This window comes from Streptomyces sp. NPDC006430, assembly GCF_040612395.1.
In the GTDB taxonomy this organism is placed as follows: Bacteria; Actinomycetota; Actinomycetes; order Streptomycetales; family Streptomycetaceae; genus Streptomyces.
The window spans coordinates 1-18,600 of the sequence record NZ_JBEXQA010000061.1; the positions used below are offsets into that span (position 1 = coordinate 1).

General features: G+C 72.0%; 14 protein-coding genes. 4 read left to right on the forward strand and 10 right to left on the reverse strand.

Annotated elements, in window-relative coordinates:
• Positions 1-310 precede the first annotated feature (310 nt).
• The 7 genes from ABZZ20_RS35745 to ABZZ20_RS35775 all read right to left on the reverse strand — a co-directional run bounded on the left by ABZZ20_RS35745 (position 311) and on the right by ABZZ20_RS35775 (position 11,194).
• Positions 311-1,003: a formyltransferase family protein gene (locus ABZZ20_RS35745; RefSeq protein ID WP_356877031.1), complete on the reverse strand. Its 693-nt coding sequence runs from the start codon at positions 1,001-1,003 to the stop codon at positions 311-313.
• Positions 1,000-4,221, reverse strand: a complete 3,222-nt coding sequence (locus ABZZ20_RS35750; protein WP_356877033.1) for a non-ribosomal peptide synthetase — start codon at positions 4,219-4,221, stop codon at positions 1,000-1,002. Before ABZZ20_RS35750 ends, ABZZ20_RS35745 begins: the two co-directional genes overlap by 4 nt.
• A complete protein-coding gene (locus tag ABZZ20_RS35755) occupies positions 4,218-5,333 on the reverse strand; it encodes an NAD-dependent epimerase/dehydratase family protein (protein WP_356877035.1) in 1,116 nt (371 codons plus the stop codon). Before ABZZ20_RS35755 ends, ABZZ20_RS35750 begins: the two co-directional genes overlap by 4 nt.
• Positions 5,330-7,291 carry a fatty acid CoA ligase family protein gene (locus ABZZ20_RS35760; RefSeq protein WP_356877037.1) on the reverse strand — a complete coding sequence of 654 codons (1,962 nt, stop codon included), beginning with the start codon at positions 7,289-7,291 and terminating at the stop codon, positions 5,330-5,332. The genes ABZZ20_RS35755 and ABZZ20_RS35760 overlap by 4 nt, the downstream gene beginning before the upstream one ends.
• Positions 7,292-7,300: 9 nt before the next feature.
• Entirely contained in the window at positions 7,301-8,176 is an 876-nt protein-coding gene (locus ABZZ20_RS35765; RefSeq protein ID WP_356877039.1) for a hypothetical protein, read from the reverse strand.
• A 3-nt stretch (positions 8,177-8,179) separates the two neighbouring features.
• Complete coding sequence (locus ABZZ20_RS35770) at positions 8,180-9,247, reverse strand: 3-oxoacyl-[acyl-carrier-protein] synthase III C-terminal domain-containing protein (protein WP_356877041.1); 1,068 nt, start codon at positions 9,245-9,247, stop codon at positions 8,180-8,182.
• Between the two features lie 978 nt (positions 9,248-10,225).
• Positions 10,226-11,194 (reverse strand): hypothetical protein, encoded by a 969-nt coding sequence (locus ABZZ20_RS35775; protein WP_356877043.1) that lies wholly within the window; start codon positions 11,192-11,194, stop codon positions 10,226-10,228.
• Positions 11,195-11,584: 390 nt separating this feature from the next.
• Here ABZZ20_RS35775 and ABZZ20_RS35780 point away from each other — a divergent pair, with 390 nt between their 5' ends.
• The 3 genes from ABZZ20_RS35780 to ABZZ20_RS35790 all read left to right on the forward strand — a co-directional run bounded on the left by ABZZ20_RS35780 (position 11,585) and on the right by ABZZ20_RS35790 (position 13,225).
• Entirely contained in the window at positions 11,585-12,418 is an 834-nt protein-coding gene (locus ABZZ20_RS35780; RefSeq protein ID WP_356877045.1) for a PIG-L family deacetylase, read from the forward strand.
• A gap of 443 nt (positions 12,419-12,861) precedes the next feature.
• On the forward strand, positions 12,862-13,092 hold the full coding sequence (locus ABZZ20_RS35785) for a hypothetical protein (RefSeq protein ID WP_356877047.1): 231 nt from the start codon (positions 12,862-12,864) through the stop codon (positions 13,090-13,092).
• Positions 13,093-13,099: 7 nt separating this feature from the next.
• Positions 13,100-13,225, forward strand: coding sequence for a hypothetical protein (locus tag ABZZ20_RS35790; protein ID WP_356877049.1), 126 nt, complete (start codon positions 13,100-13,102; stop codon positions 13,223-13,225).
• Between the two features lie 385 nt (positions 13,226-13,610).
• Here the strand turns inward: ABZZ20_RS35790 and ABZZ20_RS35795 are convergent, their stop codons facing one another.
• The 3 genes from ABZZ20_RS35795 to ABZZ20_RS35805 form a co-directional block, all read right to left on the reverse strand.
• Positions 13,611-14,078: an Ig-like domain-containing protein gene (locus ABZZ20_RS35795; RefSeq protein WP_356877051.1), complete on the reverse strand. Its 468-nt coding sequence runs from the start codon at positions 14,076-14,078 to the stop codon at positions 13,611-13,613.
• A 210-nt stretch (positions 14,079-14,288) separates the two neighbouring features.
• Positions 14,289-15,293 (reverse strand): IPT/TIG domain-containing protein, encoded by a 1,005-nt coding sequence (locus ABZZ20_RS35800; RefSeq protein WP_356877053.1) that lies wholly within the window; start codon positions 15,291-15,293, stop codon positions 14,289-14,291.
• Between the two features lie 164 nt (positions 15,294-15,457).
• Positions 15,458-16,201, reverse strand: coding sequence for an IPT/TIG domain-containing protein (locus ABZZ20_RS35805; protein ID WP_356877055.1), 744 nt, complete (start codon positions 16,199-16,201; stop codon positions 15,458-15,460).
• A gap of 626 nt (positions 16,202-16,827) precedes the next feature.
• On the opposite strand from ABZZ20_RS35805, the gene ABZZ20_RS35810 reads away from it, so the two are divergent.
• Complete coding sequence (locus ABZZ20_RS35810) at positions 16,828-18,390, forward strand: YrhB domain-containing protein (protein ID WP_356877057.1); 1,563 nt, start codon at positions 16,828-16,830, stop codon at positions 18,388-18,390.
• The last annotated feature ends 210 nt before the right edge of the window (positions 18,391-18,600 follow it).

Here is an 18,600-nt window from a genome sequence, read left to right on the forward strand (position 1 = left end):
AAGACCCCACCCGCCTCTGGCGCCCCCGCGACATCGCATCTCACTTCGGCGACATCACCATGGAGACCATGTATCGGCAGCTCTCCAGATGGGCCAAGACCGGCCTCATCCACAAACTCGGCCCCGGCCTCTACGCCGCCACGGCATGGACCCCAACACCCCTTACGTGACCTGCGAAAACGTTAACTACCCGGCCTTGGGCGAAGCCCGTCTACGAGGTGCCCAGGGTCTCGTGCCCCACCAGCTCCCGCAACACGTCCACCGGTGTTCCGGCGTCGGCGTGCCGCTGGGCGTGGCTGTGCGAACCACATCAGTCGGCGGGCACCGCTGTCCCGATCGCCGCGGCCAGTTCGGGGGCGTGCGCGGCGAAGGGTCCGAGGTCCGTGGCTGTGGCGTAGGCCGGGTGGTCGCGGTGGTCCGCCAGCCGGGCGAGGGCGCGGGTCCCGTAGTACGCCGACGGCCCCGCGGGGGCGGGCGGAGGCGGGAGGGCCGCGCCCGCGGCGACCGTCGGCAGGGTTTCCTCGAACAGGGCCTGGCAGGCGCGCACGCCGCGGAGCATGACCTGGAAGTGGCGGGCGTCGGGGGCGATCGGGAAGCGCTGCTCGGCCAGGACGCGGCCGGTGTCGATGCCCGCGTCGACCTCGTGGAGGGTGGCGCCGTACTCGTGCTCGCCGTTCAGCAGGGCGAAGAGGACGGCCACGGAGGGCAGTCCGCGGTGGCGGGGCAGCAGGCCGTTGTGGATGTTGAGGATGCGCAGGCCCCGGCAGAGGAGTGGTGCACGGAAGATCCGGCGGTTGTTGAGGGACCAGACGACGCCGTCGGTGCAGGCGTGCGCGAGGGTGTCGGCGTGGGCGTTGATGTCGGCGTGGGCGGGCAGGTGCAGGTGCTGGGCACCTGCCGCGTCCTGCGGATCCTCGCAGCAGACGAGGTCTACGGGGTAACCATGCGCGGCGGCGTGTGCGACGGCTCGGCGCAGCAGTGCGCCGTCTCCGACGAAGATCATGCGGGGAGCTCCTCTCGGGCAGCGGTGAGGTGGACGCAGACCTGTGCGAGCGTCAGGTTCCGCACCAAGGAGTCGAGGCCGGCCATGAAGCGGCGGGCCTGGGCGGGTTCCAGCAGTTCGTCGGAGACTGCGGTGAGCATTTCGATCAGGGCGAGGGAGTCTCCGCCCAGGGTCTGGAAGTCGGATTCCGCGGACAGCCGGGCGGTGTCCACGGCGAGGATCGCGGCCCAGTGGGCGGTCACCCGTGCCTGGAGGGTGGCGGGCTCCGCCGCGTCGCGGGCGGGGGCCGAGGGGCTGGAGGTGGCGAAGGGATCGGGCAGGGCGTCGAGGTCGGCCTTGCCGCCGACCGTGCGGGGGATGGCGTCCACGGTGATGACGTGGGCGGGGACCATGGCGGCGGGCAGCAGGGCGGTGAGCGCGGAGCGCAGGATGGCCGGGAGGTCGGAGCCGTGCGGGGCGTTCGGGTCGTTCGGGTCGTTCGGGTCGTTCGGGTCGTCGCCCGGACCGTACGGGCGGTACGCGCTCGGGACGACGTACGCGCACAGGACCGGTGTGGCGGTGTGCGGGCGGCGGCGGGCGGCCACGACGGCGCGGCTCACCTCGGGCCGGGCTTCGAGCGCGGCGACGATCTCCGCGGGCTCGATGCGGTGCCCGGCGATCTTGAGCTGGCCGTCGATGCGCCCGGCGAACTCGACCGCTCCGCCGGGCAGTCGCCGGCCGAGGTCGCCCGTGCGGTAGGTGCGGGTGCCGTCCTCGTGCTCGGTGAACGGGGAGGGGCGGCCGTCCGGCGGCCCGAGGTAGCCGCGGGCCACCTGGGGGCCGCTGACGACGATCTCCCCCGTGCGGCCGGTGTCCTCGGCCCCGGTGCCGATGCGCTCGCCGTCCTCGGTGACGAGGTCGACCCGGGCGTAGGGGCCGGGGGTGCCGATGGGGAGGGTGGCGGCGGTCGTGGGCCGCGCGTCGTCCACGACGTGGGCGAGGCAGACGACGGTCGCCTCGGTGGGGCCGTAGCCGTTGATGATGCGGCAGTCGGGACCGAGGGCGGTACGGGCGGTGCGTACGGCGGCCGGGGTCAGCGGTTCGCCGCCGAGCAGCAGGGTGCGTACGTCGCCCTGGTCGGGCAGCAGGGCCAGGTGGGAGGGAGTGAGGGCGAGGGTGTCGGCCCGGTGGTCGGTGACGAGCCGGCGCAGGGTGGCGCGCGAGGGCGCGTCGGGGGCGAGGACGACCGTGCCGCCGGCCAGGAGGGGCAGGAAGAGGGGGAAGCAGGAGATGTCGAAGCCGAAGGAGGACGCGAAGCCGAAGCGGGTCCGGGCGTCCACGCGGCAGACCTGCGTCATCCAGCGGACGAAGCCCGCGAGGCTGCGGTGTTCGATCTGCACGCCCTTGGGGCGGCCGGTGGAGCCGGAGGTGTGGATGACGTACGCGAGGTCCTCGGGCGCGGGGGCCGGGGGTACCGGCCGGGGCGGCGGGTCGGTGACGAGGTCCTCGGCCGCGAGCAGGGGGCAGGGCGCGAGCGCGCGGAGGGGTTCGACGAGATGACGCTGGGTCAGGCAGAGCCGGGCGCCGCAGGCGCGGAGGATCTCCGCGGTCCGCTCGGCGGGATGGGCGCAGTCCAGCGGCACGTAGGCGGCACCCGCCTTGAGGATCCCCCACAGGGCGCAGACCCCGGCCGGGGTGCGGTCGACGACTAGACCGACGAGGTCGTGGCGACCGATCCCCCGGCGCAGCAGCCCGGCGGCCACGGCGTCGGACCGGCGGTCCAGTTCGGCGTACGTGACAACCCCGTCGGGCCCGTCGAGCGCGGGCGCTGCGGGCGTACGGGCGGCCTGCGCGCGCAGCAGTTCCACAACGGTGGCGGGGGGCGCGGGCTCCGGGTCCACGGCGGGGGACGGTACGGCCCCGGGTGCGGGCACCGCGGCAGGCGCGGGCGCTGGCGTCGGCGATGGTGCCGGTGCCGGTGCGGCGGAGGCCGGGAGGTGGGTCAGGACTTCGTCCAGGAGGCGGGTGGCGCGTTCGGCCAGACGGAGGCCGCCGCGGACGCCCATCGTGAGCTCCGTGGCGGTGTCCGTCTCGGTGGCTGCCACCGAGACGGGGACCAGGGGGGCGTGGACGGGCAGTGCGTACAGGGTCGTCGCGGTGAAGCCCCCGCCGGAGAACTCGGCCGGGTCCAGGCGCCCCAGGTGGGAGACGACGGCTGAGGCGAGGTGGCGGTCGGCCCGTACGGCGCCGGCCTGGGCGGCCCGCAGCAGCAGGCGACTGGCCGCCGGCGGCAGTGGGAGGAGGGCCGACTCGAAGCCCTCGGCGAGCTCCTGGTTCTCGGCGAGGGCCCGGAGCAGGGTGCCCTGTGCCCTCGGCCATTCCTGTCCGGGGCTCAGGTCCAGGAACAGCGGCAGGGTGAGATTGCCGGTCGAGGCGATGCCGGGGCGGTGGCGCCGGAGGTCGACCGGGATCATGACCCGGGTGCCGACGCGGCCCGCGCTGCCGGGGCGGGCGCTGCCACTGAGGGCACCGCCGGCGCGGCCGCCGACCGTCGCCGCGCTGTCCGTGAGGGCCTGGGCCAGCCTGGCTGTGAGGGCCGGGTGGTGGCCGGGGAGGGTTCGGCGGAGCCACAGGGTCTGCTCGGGGCCCCTGCCCGGGCGGCCCAGGGGCGACGGGCGGTCGGGGACGAGTGCCGGGCGCCGGGCGGAGGCACCGAGCCGGCGCAGCAGCCCGCGGTCGGTGTCCGGGGCGAGGGCGGGGCGGCCGGGCTCCCCGCGCAGGGCACGGAAGACCTCCCGTACCCAGATCAGCGCGCCGTGACCGTCCATCAAGGCGTGCGAGGCGCTGAACACGAGCGTGGCGGTGTCTTCGGAGGTGCCGGGAACGACCAGGACCTCGCACTCCGGCCGGTCGTTCCGGCGCGAGCGGCCGGTGAGGAGCGCCGCCGTGGCCGGGTCCGACACATCGACGCTGCCGGCGGCAGGGGCCGCGTACCGGATCGCGGGCAGCGGACCCTCGGCGGACCAGACCGGCCCGCGTCGTACCAGTCGGGAGCCGGGGCAGGTCTCGGCGGCCCGGGCGACCGCCGCCCGCAGGGCCGCCGGTTCGGGGGCGGCGTTCCCTTCGACGACGATGCGCAGGGCCATGGCGCCGCGCGCGTGCCCGGCGGCCAGGTAGAGGTGTTCGGTGGGCGATACCGCCCGCCGGTAGGCGGGGGCGAGAGTCTGAGGGGGCGTCATCGTGGCGTGGTCCCTTGGTCGGTACGAGTGGACGCGTGCGGGTCCGGGCTCTGAGGGCTATCGGGGCGGGACGCCGGAGGCCGCGCCCAGGCGTCGGCGCCGCCGATGTCGTGGATCCAGCGGAGCAGCCCGCTCACGCCGTCCTCCTGCGCGCGCGGCGGGTCGTAGCCCAGGTCGCGGCGGGCGGCGCCCGTGTCGTACGTGGCGGAGCGGGTGAGGAGGGCCGCCATGTAGCGACTCAGCGGTGGGCCCGTACCGGCCGACGGGCGCAGGCGCCACGCCGCCTCGACGGCCTCGGCGAGGATACGGGTGGCCGCGGCGGGGACGCGGGGGTGCGGCGGCGGGCAGCCGAGGAGGGCGCCGATGCGGGTGAGGAAGGCCCACAGGTCGGTCTCCTCGCGGTCGGCCACGAAGTACGCCTTGCCACCGATGCGTTCGGCGGGGACGGTGGTCGCGCGCAGGCAGGCGTCGACGGCGTTGTCGACGTGGCACAGCGAGACCCGTACCCGTTTGCCGCCGGACAGGTCGGGCAGCCGGCCCGCCCGCATCGAGGCGATCATGCGCGGCAGGAAGCCCGCGTGGTCGCGCGGACCCCAGATGCCGCGCGGGCGCAGCGCGCAGGTGGTGAAGTCCGGTGTGTTCGCGGACAGGACGTACTGTTCGGCGGCGGCCTTCGTCGCGCAGTAGTGGTTGAAGAACCGGGTGGGGTGCGGAGTGCTCTCGTCGATCCGGAGCCGGTCGCCCTCGCGCAGGTGCATCAGCGCGCTCGGGCTGCTGACGAAGACGATGCGGGTGGCGCCCGCCGCGCGGGCCGCCGTCAGCAGCCGCTGCGTTCCGGTGACGTTGGTCTCCTCGAACTGGGCGCGGCTGCCGTAGTCGACGACGCGGGCGGCGCTGTGCAGCACGGTGTCGCAGCCCATGGCCGCGTGGGCCAGCGAGGCGGTGTCGGCGAGGTCGCCGGGTACGAGGTCGAGTCCGGGGCCGAGGGTCTTCAGGCGGGCGGTGTCGCTGCCCGGCCGGACCAGGGCGCGGACCCGGTGGCCCTCGCGCAGGCAGGCGTCGGCGAGGTGGCCGCCGAGGAAGCCGGTGGCCCCGGTGATCAGGATGTTCACAGCGCCCTCCACCAGGTCGCGCCGTAGAGCATGGTCAGTGCGGCGGTGGCCGCGCCACCGTGGCCCGCGGCCCTGCCCCGTGGCAGTGCGAGGGGGATCTGCGCGGCGTGCACCGGGATGCTGAGGACGGCGTCGGCCCACCAGAGCAGGCGCAGCAGGGGGACGTCGGGGACGTCCGCGACGGCCGCCCAGATCGCGCCGCCGAGGAGGTACGCCCAGCCGGCGAGCGGTACGAGGCGGGCCGCGCGGGCCGCGCGGGTCCGCGAGACCGGAGGCGGGGCGAGGCGCCGTTCGGCCCATCGGGCCAGCTGCTCGCGGCCGATCTTGGCGTTGTGGCGGATGTCGACCGGGAAGGCGGGGTGGTGCAGGAACTCCTCCAGCCCCCTGGTCGGGACGTGGTCGGCCGCGAGGCCGCGCAGTTCGGCGACCAGGTCCCGCCAGGCGGCGCTGCCGACCGGGACGTCGCTCTCCACGCAGACGACGGGGCGCTGGGCGCCGGCCGGGCCGATGCCGACCAGGGCGCTGCGGCGCACCAGGGAGTGGGCGTTGAATACGCCCTCGCAACGCACGGTGTGCAGGTCCCGGCCGGCGGTGCGAACCCGTTGGGAAGTGCGGCCGCAGAACCAGAGCCGGCCGCGGTCGTCGAGGTAGCCGAGGTCGCCGGTGCGGTGCCAGGTGAGCGCGGTGCCGTCGGGCCGGGTCTCGTGCACCTTGTGCAAGGCGTCGGAGCCGGGCGCGTCGTAGTAGCGGGGGCTGACCGACTCCCCCTCGACGAGTATCTCGCCGACTCTGCCGGCGGGCAGGGAGGTCCCCGGGTACAGGCGGGCGCGCGGGCCGTCAGTGACGGGGATGATGCGCACGCGGGTGCCAGGGACGGGGCGGCCGATGCAGGTGCCGGCTCCGCGGGCGCTGCCTGCGGAGGTCTCGCCGAGGATCTCCTCGGATTCGATCGAGGTGATCGGCAGGACCTCGGTGGCCCCGTACGTGACGTGGACGGACGCCTTCTCGTCGAGGACGGTGCGCAGGGCGGCGACGACGGAGTCGGGGACGGGCGCGCCGCCGGAGACGATGCAGCGCAGGTCCCGCAGGGGGCGGCCCAGGGCGGTGAGGTGGTCGGCGAGGTTCCGCAGCAGGGCGGGCGAGGCGAACATGGTGGTCGCGCCGAAACGTTCCAGCGCGTCCACGAGCAGGGCGGGGTCGGCCTGGGCGACCTTGGCCGGTGCGAGGGGGGCGAGGACGGTGGTGGAGCCGTAGACGAGGTCGAGGATGCCGTAGAAGGGCAGGGTCACCAGTGACGTGTCGTCGCGGGTACGCCCGTGGGCGGCCTCGATCTGGCGGGCGATGGAGAGCGCCATGCGGTGGGTGTACTCGACTCCCTTGGCGGGGCCGGTGCTTCCGGTGGTGAACCCGATCATCAGGAGGTCGTCGCCGCCGACCTCGGCGGCGGGGGTCCGCGGGCCTGCGGCGGTCCGCAGCGCGGCCAGGGTGTGGCCGCGCCACGGGCGGTGGCGGCCCAGCGTGACGGGGATGCGTACGCGGCCGAAGGTGCGCCGGCCGAGGACCCGTACGAGGTGGGCGAGCGGTGGCCCGATGAACGCCTCGGCGTCGACGGCGCGGTAGCAGTGGAGCATCCGGCGCACGCCCATGCCCGGGTCGACGACGACGGGGACGGCGCCGAGCCGAAAGAGCGCGAAGGCGAGGGCGAAGAGTTCCGGACCGGGCGGTGCCATCAGTACGGTCTTGGTCCCGCGGGTGATACCGGCGCGGGCCAGTCCGTGGGCGATCTCCTCGACCGAGTCCTGCAACTCCCCGTAGGTGACTTCGCGGTAGCGCGGGCCGCCTCCGGGCTCGCGGCCGTCGGGGTGGATGACCGCCGGCTTGTGCGGGAAGGCGGCGGCGTTGCGCTCCAGGCAGTCGGCCAGACCCGCGGCGGTTGCGGAATGGGGAACGGTGCTCATGGCGTCACGTCACCAGCCTTCGGGCCGGTAGGCGACGCAGGCGGCGCTGGGGCCGGCGCCGGCGGCGACCATGAGGAGCCGGTCGCAGTCCTTGGGGCGCGGGGCGGCCAGGGCCTGGAGGTAGCCGAGGATCGGCGCCGCGGTGTGCGGCTCGCCGGCGCCGTGGATGGCCATGCCCTGCGCGGCGCTCGTGTCCTCCCCGGCACGCGGGCCGACCACGAGGGTGCGGTCCAGGTCGATGCCGTGCTCGCGGGCGTACCCGACGGTGCAGGCGGCGGCGAGTGCGCTGCGCCGCGCCCCGTGTCCCTCCGTACGGCGGACCGTGATCCGGGAGCGGCCGTCGCTGCCCATGGCCGCGGTGTCGAGGTACCCCTCGATGTCGGTGGGCCCGTCGCCCGAGTACACGGACACGGGGCCGAACCCGGTGCCGGGGTCGGCGCTGCGCTGGAGGAGGAAGGCGCCGGCCAGGTCCGCGTACGGGTAGTGGGGGTCGCGGCGGGCGTCGCCGCCGGGGTGCACGTCGGCGGCGGTGATCAGGACGCGTTCGGCGCTGCCGGTGTCGAGGAGGCTCTGGGCGAGCTGTACGGCGTTGAGGACACCGCAGGCACCGTTCATGAGGTCGAAGGAGAAGCCGGCGGAGGGGGCCGGATCGGCGATGTAGTCCAAGTTGATGCCGACCTCCTTCTGGACCAGGGCCGCGAGGGCGGGTTCGAAGGTGTTGGACTCCCGGTAGACGCCGACGTTGATGAGGACGCCGACCGATGACGGGGAGACCTGCGCCTGCGACAGGCAGGCGCGGGCGGCGCGGCCCGCGAGTTCGACGGCGGAGGCGGGTCCGGTGCCGTGGTGCGTGGCGGTGTGGGCTGCGGCGATGACCATTCCCATGGCTCAGACCCCCATGTTCGTGATCGTTGCCGACAGAGCGCCGGTCACCACGCCGGAGGCGGCGGGGACCATGAGGAACCGGGATCCGAGCCGGGCGGTGCCGGCCCGTATGTGCTCACGCAGCGTCAGGAAGTGGGAGGTGGTGGCGGTGTTGCCGTACTTCTCGACGACCGCGAGGGAGGTGGGCATGGGGGCCATGAACTCGGCCTCGGCCGTCTGGTTCACGTAATCGATGAAACGGGTGCCGACCTGGTGCTGGATGACGTAGTCGAATTCCTCGTAGGCGAACTCCCGGCCCTGCTTGGCCAGGAGGTCCCGATGGAATCGCGGCCACAGTTTGAGCCGGTCGCGGTTGTGCATCTTCTTGTTGTCCGTGTAGAGGGCGATCCCCTCGCTGCGGTCGCTCGGCATTCCCATGCACAGGTGCGAGTACTCCGAGCAGGTCATCAGTTCCACGTAGTGGATCCGGTCGGCCTCGTCGGTGGAAGCGTCCAGGACGACGGCGGCCGCCGAGTCGCCGACGGAGAGCGAGGCGAACTGCGGGTCGTAGGAGTCGGTGACCTCGCGGGCCGCCGTCTCGGCGACCGCGGTGGCCTGCTCACCGCTGACGACCAGGCCGTTGCGTACCGCGCCGGAGCGGATCAGGCGGTCGAGCAGGTACACGCCGGTCATCATGCCGGCGCAGGCGTTGGACACATCGAAGTGGACGGCCGGTCGCACGCCGAGCTCGCGGGCGAGCAGCGCGGCGAAGGACGGTTCGAAGGTGAAGCGGCCGCCGTCCGTGAACCGGGTGATCGAGGCCGATATGACGACGTCAAGGCCGGCGGCCTTGTAGCGGGAGGCGTTCAGGCAGTCCCGCGCGGCGGACAGGGCCATCGAGAACGAGTTCTCGGCGGCTGCCGGATCCGGATCGTACACCCGGCGCTCGGCGACTCCGGTGATCCGCTGGAGGTCCGCGTCACGGACGGCGGATATCCCTTCGGTCAGCTCCCGGGTGGTCATCACGGTCTCGGGTACGTAGGCCCCCAGGGCCTCTAATCGGCTGTGGCGACTCAGTGTGCTGGTGTTCATACTTCACGTTCTCCATGGACATCCCCGTAACAGAAAGCGAAGTTACCGTAGCGTAGGGATCGGCTCGCATGTCCCGCAAAAGGAGTTGAAGGGCATAGATGGGGTGATTACCAGCCAGGCATCCCATGGACCGCATTTCGCCAACACCCGGCCCTGGCACCTCCTGCCACTCCCCTAGTCGGCCGAAACATCACGCACGGTGCGCAAAACCTGTCCGGAACCACTCGGTCCGCCTCACTCGGCACCAGGGCCGCGGCATCCCGTCGACGGTTGGGCGCGTGCGGCACGCCGGCCGGCCCCGGCCACACCGGACCCGGCCGGGTCAACCGTCTGTTCAGCGGTCGGGGCGCCTCATTCGACGGCTCGGACGGACACAGCAGGTCACGACCCGGCCCCACGCCGGCCCAGGGCGCGGGTGCGTCAGGAGTTCATGACCACCCGATCGCCACGTTCTGCAATACCGAGGCCATGCGCGCGAACCTTCCCGATTTCCGCTCCGACCGCCACCGAGTTGTGCTCTGCACGCCGGGGTGTCCGGCCTCGGATGCCGAACGGAAAATCCACGTTCACGTAGGCAGGCGGCAGCTCCGTTCGGCGGAGCCGGACGGTCTCTCTGTGGATTGGTTGGGTGGGGTCAGTCTGCGTTCGTGGAGGCGAGGGTGACCTGGTGGCCAAGGGCCTGGAATTGGCGGACGAGGTCGCGGGGCTTGCGGGCGGGGTTGACATGTCGCTGGTGCCAGTCGGCCCCGAGTTCCTGGTATTGGGAGTCGGGATCGTTCAGCGGCTTCCCTCCGTGGACCTGGGCATTCCCTCTATCCCGCCTCAACGACATTGACATCCCTGGGATAGTCGACGGATGGATCGAACGCCCCGGCACAGCGACAGGACGCTCCTGTCCCAGGAGGAGTACGAGGCCGTGCATGCCGCGGTATGCGTGAGCGTGGAAGGCCCGCCGACACGGACCTCCCCGCGCATGACTCAATCTCCGGCGGTACTGGTGTGGCCGAGTCCGTCGTCCAGGGTGATGCGGATGGTTTCCCCGGAGCCGGTGGCGCCGACGAGCTCGGCTGCGATCCGGTTGTAGGCGGTGGTGGCCAGGGCCCAGTCGGCTTCCAGGACGGTGGCGGTGGTTCGGGTGTTCCAGAGTTCGATCAGGACGGCGATGAGCGAGCGCCCCGAGAGGGCTGCCTGGATGCGGCCCTCCTTGACGTCTTCCACGGCGGGCGGCGTACGGAAGTGGCCGTGGTCGACGGCCAGAGCGGAGAGGAACTCCCAGGTGTCGCGGTGCAGGACGAGTTCGGCAGAGGCGACGCCGGCCGCCTTCAGCAGCAGGACGCCGTGCGAGACCTTCGGGTCCTCGGGCTGCGCTCCGGACGTCTGCCCGAAGGCTGCGGGCGCAGGTGCGGATCGGGTGCCCGCGCCGCGGTAGACGGCCTCGATGGCGTGCTTCAGACCGTCCTCCGCCCCCTCGCCCCCGGTCGCCTTCCGCAGATCCTGACCCTCGGTGTGCTCCATGTTCTCCCCCTGGTCCTCACGTACGCGCACGGCCTGCCGCATGGGCGGCTCCGCGATGTCCTCGTCGCCGTTCTGGCCGGTCCCGACTGCGCCGATCTGCGGTACGCCAGGCTGCTGCAGGGCGGCAGCCGGGGCTATGGCGAAGCCGCGAACGAGATCGGCGAGCTCGCGCAGCTGCTGTATCTCCTCCCGCGTCTCCTCTCTGCCCTCTTGCAGGTCAGAGATCATCTTGTCCTGGCGGCGGCGCAGCTCCCGGTTCTCTTCGCGCAGCCCGGTGACACCGTTCTGCACGACTTCCTGGATCTTCATGCGGGCCTGCGAGAGTTCGCCGTGCAGCGCGGGCAGACCCACCGTCGGGTCGTCCAAGCGCTCCAGCTGCTTGCGTGCCTCCCTCAGTTCCCCCAGCGCCTCATCGAACGCCTTCCACCCCACATAACTCCCTGACTACGCTCGGTTGCTGAACCGCTCGTATCTCCCCATGCGCAGCTCAGCCGACACGGCGCTTTCCGGCCCTTCCCTGGAAGATCGACGGGGCTACTGACTCGGACTGGGGCGGTGCCGTCTGATCGCGGTCGCGAGCAAGGCCGCCCCGCACAGAGGGCCATACAGGCGGGCCAGGACGGAGGCTGTCTGGAAGGCCAAGCGGCCGCGCCGGGAACAGCCGGTCCGGTCGGCGCGGTTGCATCGACCGAGGGACCGGCGCCGCGGGCGGGGAGTACGGAGACCACAAGGTCGTCCGCCCCACCAGGGTCCGGGCCCCAGGGTCGCGGTACGCCCGCCGCGCACTCGGACCAAGCAGTATTTCTGCAGGAGGACTGTTTCATGACTGACCGGCCCTTGACGCTCATGGCAGTGCACGCCCACCCCGACGACGAGGCCACCGGAACCGGAGGGGTCCTCGCGCGGTACGCGGCGGAAGGCGTCCGCACGGTTCTCGTGACGTGTACCGACGGCCGTTGTGGTGATGGACCGGGGGGTGTCAAGCCGGGTGATCCCGGGCACGATCCGGCGACCATCGCCTTGATGCGCCGTCAAGAACTCGAGGCGAGCTGTGACGTCCTGAAGGTCAGCGATCTGGAGATGCTGGACTACGCCGACTCCGGAATGATGGGCTGGCCGAGCAACGACGCCCCCGGATCCTTCTGGCAGACTCCCGTGGAGGAGGGCGCCGCCCGACTTGCGGAGCTCATGCGGCACTACCGACCCGATGTGGTCGTCACCTACGACGAGAACGGTTTCTACGGCCACCCCGACCACATCCAGGCCCACCGCATCACGATGGCGGCGCTGGAGATGACCGCGCTGACACCGAAGGTGTATTGGACGACGATGCCCCGTTCGGGGATGCAGCGGTTCGGGGAGATCATGCGAGAGTTTCATGAGGACATGCCGGAGCCGGATCCCGCCGAGGCCGCCGCGATGGCCGAGATCGGCCTCCCCGACGATGAGATCACCACGTGGGTGGACACCACCGAATTCAGCGGTCAGAAGTTCGATGCGCTGGCCGCGCACGCCAGTCAGGGCGAGAACATCTTCTTCCTCAAGATGGGCAAGGAGAGGTTCGGCGAGTTGATGGGCATGGAGACCTTCGTACGTGTCAAGGACGCCACCGGCGCGGCCGTACCCGAGAACGATCTCTTCGCCGGACTGCGCTGATCCGCCCGTCCGACCGGGGCCCGGGAAAGCTCATCGGCCACACGGCCCGATGGAGCGGGCCCGGGAGCCCCCGGCCGTCTGCGGCTCCCTGCGGGAGCGGTGGGCGGCCATCGCTCGCGACCTCGCCGGGCACGTGGCAGCCGTCGGCTTCGACCCGGAGTCCGGCCAGCTGACCGTGTGCCCCGAGTCGTCGGCCTGGCGACGAAGGCACGCCTGGAGCAGGCCCGCATCGTGGCAGCCGCCAACGCTGCGGCGGGCCGTACGGTCGTGCGCGCCCTGCGTATCCTGCCTCCCGGCGCCGTGCAGCCCCGGGAGTCCCGGGAGTCCCGGCCGAGCCTGCTGAGCCGGTACGGAGGCCGGCACCGGGCGGCTACCACCGCGCGACCGCCGCGCACCGCGAGGCAGCGCCCGCCCGGCGGGCGGACACGGCTATCGCGGACGCGGTGGAGCGGCAGACCCGGGAGATGCGGGAGCTCAGCCAGTGGGCATTCCCCGACCCGGAGGAGCTCGTCGACGAGCAGCCGGAGCCGATCGACAGCGCCGTCCTGCAGCGGCGCCGCGAGTTCGCCGGCACGGAGACCGCGGCCCTGCACCGGGCCCGAGCCGAGCGCGCCCAACGGTGCGGTGCAGCGGTGCTTCCTCCGCAGTACGTCCCGCTGCGGTTCTCGGCCTGACCGGGCCATGGGCGAGCGGGAGAAGGGCATCGACCGGATCGCGGGCGACCTCACCAAATGGCTGGCCGCCCGCGCTTCCAAAACACGACCAGAACTGAGACTGGCCGCAGTCGTCCGCCGCCACGGCCGGTGAAGTTTCCGGCTCGTCAACATCCAGAAGAGGCTGCTTGAGACCAAGAGGACGCCTCTACGCCCGGATGGCGGGTCGGCGGCTCTCCCAGCTGGGCGTCGACGGGGCCGATGGCCATCGACTGCGCGTCCTGCGCGCCCCCCGTGCAGCTGCTGCTGACCGCTGCAGGACCGCAACGCGTTCCTGCGAGAGAACGCATCGATTCGGGGCGGTCGGTCCGTTGCGCAGCCCACTCGCCTCCGCTTCGGCCGGGACCGGACCTGCACTTTTCACCTGTCCGACCGACCCCGGACATCCGCCCCAACGGGTCCTCTCTTTAACGGACGGACGAGGCGTGCCCCGGGCCCGTGGCACCCCTCGCGCGCGTCCAGCGGCCGGCGGGCCGGGCTCACTTGGGGATGCGCGTCACATTGCGGCTGTTGACGTTGACATCGTTGTGGACGTCCCCGACGTGGAAGTCGATCAGCCCGCACAGCAGGCAGCCCGGGTTGTTGGCCGGGGGAGCCGGGGCTTGGGACACGGTGACGGTAGTGGTGTCGCTCGAAGCGCCGCAACCGTCGTCGCCGTTGTAGGCGGCGGTGATGGTGTGTGTTCCGGTCGTCGTGAAACCGGTGGTCAGTGAGGAATGTCCGTCGGCGGAGACGGATGCGGTCGCGAGGAGGTCCGGGCCGTCGAAGAACGACACGCCGAGGCCACCGCTCGGGTCCGAGCTGCAGGTCACCGTCGCGTCGAGGGTCACCAGTTGCCCGGTCGTCGCCGAGGAGGGCGTGGCCTGGACCGTAGTCGACGACGGATCGGCGGCGGCAGCCGACGGAGCGAGAGACAGCACTGTGGCCACCGCCGCTACGGCGACCATGAGTCCGGCTTCGCGTGCACGACACGCTTTCACTAAGGGGCCTCCTCGGTCTGATCGTCAGGCGGGGGTCCGCCGTAACCGTTCGGAGCGTGACCTTAGGCCGCTTTTGATGGGATGTGCGGGAGGCGCGGGTCCCGGCGGACCCACCTGAGTCATCGGCTCGCTCGAATGGGCTGGAGCGGGCCGATGGCGCCGATGCCGTGGCACTAGCTAGATCGCGGGAGGCGCGACGCGCTGGTAGGCGAGCGAGTTGCTGGTGCCGCCCGACGTCGTGACGCTCACCGGCACCGAACCCGCCGGACCCGCCGGGGCGATCGCGATCGCGGTCGTGTCCGACACCACGGTGAAGGCCGCCGGTGCGGTGCCGAAGTGGACCGCGAACGTCGTGGTCAGCCCGGTGCCTGTCAGGGTCACGGCGGCGCCCGCGTCCGTCGGCCCCTGCGCGGGCGAGAGCGCGGTGAGCGCCGGCGACGCCAGATAGGTGTAGATGACGGAGTTGCTGGTGCCGCCGGGACCGGTGACGGTGCACGCGACGGAGCCGGTGCCGGGCGGGGTGACCGCGGTGATCTGGGTGGCGGAGTTGACGGTGTAGGAAGTTGCGGGGGTGCTGCCGAAGGTGACGGCGGTGGTCCCGGTGAGGCCGGTGCCGGTGAGGACCACGCTGGTCCCGCCGGTCGCCGGTCCCTCGGCGGGCGAGACGGACAGCAGCGAGGGCGCGTTGAGGTAGTAGAAGAACACCGGCCCCGAGGTGCCGCCGACGGTGGTCGCGGTGACCGCCACCGCGCCGGTGCCGGCCGGTGTGACGGCGGTGATCTGGGTGGCGGAGTTGACGGTGTAGGAAGTTGCGGGGGTGCTGCCGAAGGTGACGGCGGTGGTCCCGGTGAGGCCGGTGCCGGTGAGGACCACGCTGGTCCCGCCGGACGTCGGTCCCTGGTTCGGCGCGATCGCGCTGAGGGCCGGCGTGGGTGCGTAGGTGTAGCCAACCGTGTTGCTGAGCCCGGCGGGTGTGCGCACGGTGACGTTGACCGTGCCGGTTCCGGGCGGGACGGTCGCCGTGATCGTCGACGGGGTGTTGACCGTGTACGACAGGGCGGCCGCGGATCCGAACGTGACGGCGGTGGCGCCCGTGAACTGGCTTCCGTTCAGGGTTACGGTACTGGCGCCCGCCGCCGGACCCGTGCTGGGTACGACCGAGGTGAGGACGGGAGGGGCCACGGTGACTCCAAGGGGTGTGGTCGGCCTCGCTGGGCCGCGAGCTGGGGGGCACGAAAACGTTGCGGGCGGGCGTACGCAAGCCCGCAACGCTTCCGCTGGGCACAGGCCGGTGGACCGGACCGGAGCGGACCGGAGCCGTGCGCGGCCGTGTGTCCGAGACGCCGTCAGATGAAGGGACCGGACCCGTAGGTGAAGCTGCCGCTGAGGGTGGCGCTACCACCCTTGGTCGTCACGACGACATTGACGGGACCTGCGGTGCCGGGCGGTGTGATGGCCACCAGCGTGGTGCTGTTCAGCACTGCGAAGGACGCGGCGGTGCCGCCGAAGGTGACGGCCGTGGTGGACGCCAGGCCGGTGCCGTTGACGGTCACCGAGGTGCCGCCGGACGTCGACCCCGAGGTGGGTGTGAGCGAGACCAGTGTCGGCGCGTCGACGTAGGCGTAGGTGAGCGGAGCAGTCGTGCCCCCGGTGGTGGTGACGGTGACGTCGACGGAGCCACTGGAGCTGCCGGCCGGAACGACCACCGACAGCTGGCTGTCCGAGACGACCGTCGCGGTCGCGGTGTTGGAGCCGAAGGACACGGTGGTGGCCGTGGCGAGGCCGTAGCCGTTGATGGTGACCGTGTTGCCGCCTGCGGTCGGACCGGAGCCCGGGCCGAGGGACACGGCGATCGGCGGGCTGATGTAGAAGAAGGAGAGCGAGTTGCTCGTCCCTCCCGCGGTCGTCACGTTGACGTCAACGACGCCGCAGCCCGCGGGATCGATGACGGTGATCATGGTCGGCGTGTTCGCGGTGATCGTGGCAGTCTGGGACCCGAAGTGGACGGCGGTGGCACCGGACAGGTTCACGCCGGTGATGGTGACGGCTGTTCCGCCGCTGGTGGAGCCTTGGTTGGGACTGATAGGCATGAGGGGTTCCTCCTCACTCGGAAGTCTTCTCCGAGCAGCGACTGGGTGTTCCGATCCACGGACGTCCCGAACCGGCCCAGGCCAACACGTCCGGCCGCTGGCAAATGGGGAAATGCGGAGGCCGGTCCGGACGGGATGAGTTCAGTCCCGGGAGGGAGGCTTGTCCGCGGAGACTTGATGGATCATCACCCACTGGTGCAGACAATTGAATTGACCCATCAGAGTGACTCCCTTACCAAGGGAATTAACACGGTATCAACCGTTTGGCGGAGCTCGCTGGGCGTGCGGCGGCGCGCTTCGGTGGTGTGGGGCCACCTGCCCGGTCGTCACGAACACGGAGGGCTTGGGCAACGGCCGTGCGTGGAGTCCCGGGCAATGGCCTGGGCCCCTTGCGGTGAGACCACGCAGGTCATGCACCCCTGGGACTCCCTGACCATTGCCGAACAGACGCTCATGCGTCGCGCCATCTCGGATTACTCCCTGGCCGGGATGGTCCAGAACCATGGCGTGGCACTGCGCTACGCCGGCGCTGAGGAGCCCCACCCTCGCGCAGCTACGCCGACGACGAGCAGCGCCCCAAGTCCTGTCCCGCCTGGCCGCGCTCGCGGCGGTGCGGGGTGCTCACGTTGAACGAGGCCCTGGAAGCGGCGCGGACGCATCTCGAGCGGGCGTACGCCCACGAACCCCGGACGATCGTCCTGCAGCGGGAGCTGTCCGCGGAAGACCCGCTCGCCTGGATCGTCCGGTACGAAGCACGGCCGGTCACCGAGGCGGCGGGTTCGTCGGCCGCTCCGTTGACGAGCATGGTGCTCGTGCCCAAGGACGGCTCCGCCGTGCGGTTCCCGCCGTCGCACCTGCCCCTGGACGAGTACTTCGCCTACGTACGGCACGGCGGCTGGGCGACCGCCGGCCTGGCCAAGACGGTGAAGGCCGAGCCGTGGCAGATGGCTTTGCAGTGGCTTCTCAGCACCTACCACGGCCTAGTGGAGCTGGTCACGATCGAGCCCGTGGCCGAGGACGCCGGGACCTGGTTGTTCGCCTGCCGGACCACCGCGCAGCCGGGGTATCCGCGCACGCCGATGCTGGCCGCTTCGCTGGTGGTGCCCAAGGACCTCGGCACGCCGTTCCATCCGGCGGCCGACGATCCGTGGCGGGACGCCGCGGCCTACACGCAGAACCCCGCGGAGCGTGACCCCGAGACCCGGACGCGACGCCTGAATTCCCGCGGATGCGTGGTCACCATGGCGGCGGCGATCGCCGGGGCGCCCTCGTGCCCGTTGCCGTGGCAGCCGGCGCACGAGGCTCAGGGATGGTGGGAACTACTGCTGCGACGCTACTTCCCCGGCGCCGAAGAACTGCGGTGCGCGGGCTGGGACGAGGTCATCGAGCGGGCGGAGCGGACCGGTCCGGACACCCAGGGCGTGGTCTGGGTACGACGCGCGCTCGGCGGCACGGAGGTCAGCGGCCACCTGCTGTACGTGCACAACAACGGCGGTTCCGTGGTGTTCCTCGACGGGATGACCGGCGGGCTGGCCCGCCTGGACACGGCCGGCCTGCTGGAACTGGTCTTCGCCCGGGTACGGCCCGGCGGCCCGGAGCGGGCCGACGACTTCGAGGCCGCCCGGCACAAGGCCGAGGCGTGGCTGCGCCGCACGTATGCCCAGCCCGTCGAGCTGGTGTCGCCGGACGCCGGGGACGAGACGGCCCGCGGCTGGCTGTTCGCGTGCCAGCCCTCGGCCGCGCTGCGGAGCGGGGACTGGAGGCACGCGATGCTCGACGCCGCCGTGGTGGTGCCCAAGGGGCCGCAGGAGCCGTTCCTGCTGCCGAACTCCGACCCGTGGGGATTCCTTGCCGCCTGGGACCGGGGCGAGCCGGCCGGTCCGACGCCTCCTGCGGGGAAGGCCGAATGGCTGGCCTCTACCCTGGCGGAGCTGGGTCCGGAGTTGGAGGTCTCCGAGCACGCGACCGTCGTCGATGCCGTGCAGGCCGTCGCCGCGCTGCCGCCTGGGGGACGCGCCCTGCTGTGGGTCCGGCGCCGGGACGCCCGAGGACGCGAGAGTGCCGGCCTGCTCTTGACGGGGCTCCACACCGATGCGGGTCACGTCGGCATCGTCGATGCCTCCGCCGAAGAGCTGCGGAGCCTGGACGCGTTCCACGAGTCGGAGGTCCGGGTGATCCGTTACCGCTGATGCCCGGGGCAGACATCGAGGGCTCGGACACGGTGCTGCACGCCCAAGGGTGATGATCTGCGGGGTTTTGCCGGTGTTGGTTCGTCAGTGTGATGTCAGGGCTGTGGTTGTTGGGTAAGGGCTTGCAGATCATTAACATGTCGTCTTGATCTTGTTGGGCTCGTCGGTCAGGGCGAGGACCTGGGCATGGAGGATTGAGAGGACTGCGGG

Excerpts from the sequence above, each read along its gene's own strand:
- ABZZ20_RS35745 (WP_356877031.1), bottom strand. The coding sequence starts at position 1,003 with ATGATCTTCGTCGGAGACGGCGCACTGCTGCGCCGAGCCGTCGCACAC.
- ABZZ20_RS35750 (WP_356877033.1), bottom strand. The coding sequence starts at position 4,221 with ATGACGCCCCCTCAGACTCTCGCCCCCGCCTACCGGCGGGCGGTATCG.
- ABZZ20_RS35760 (WP_356877037.1), bottom strand. The coding sequence starts at position 7,291 with ATGAGCACCGTTCCCCATTCCGCAACCGCCGCGGGTCTGGCCGACTGC.
- ABZZ20_RS35765 (WP_356877039.1), bottom strand. The coding sequence starts at position 8,176 with ATGGGAATGGTCATCGCCGCAGCCCACACCGCCACGCACCACGGCACC.
- ABZZ20_RS35770 (WP_356877041.1), bottom strand. The coding sequence starts at position 9,247 with ATGAACACCAGCACACTGAGTCGCCACAGCCGATTAGAGGCCCTGGGG.
- ABZZ20_RS35780 (WP_356877045.1), top strand. The coding sequence starts at position 11,585 with ATGACTGACCGGCCCTTGACGCTCATGGCAGTGCACGCCCACCCCGAC.
- ABZZ20_RS35790 (WP_356877049.1), top strand. The coding sequence starts at position 13,100 with ATGGGCGAGCGGGAGAAGGGCATCGACCGGATCGCGGGCGACCTCACC.
- ABZZ20_RS35795 (WP_356877051.1), bottom strand. The coding sequence starts at position 14,078 with ATGGTCGCCGTAGCGGCGGTGGCCACAGTGCTGTCTCTCGCTCCGTCG.
- ABZZ20_RS35805 (WP_356877055.1), bottom strand. The coding sequence starts at position 16,201 with ATGCCTATCAGTCCCAACCAAGGCTCCACCAGCGGCGGAACAGCCGTC.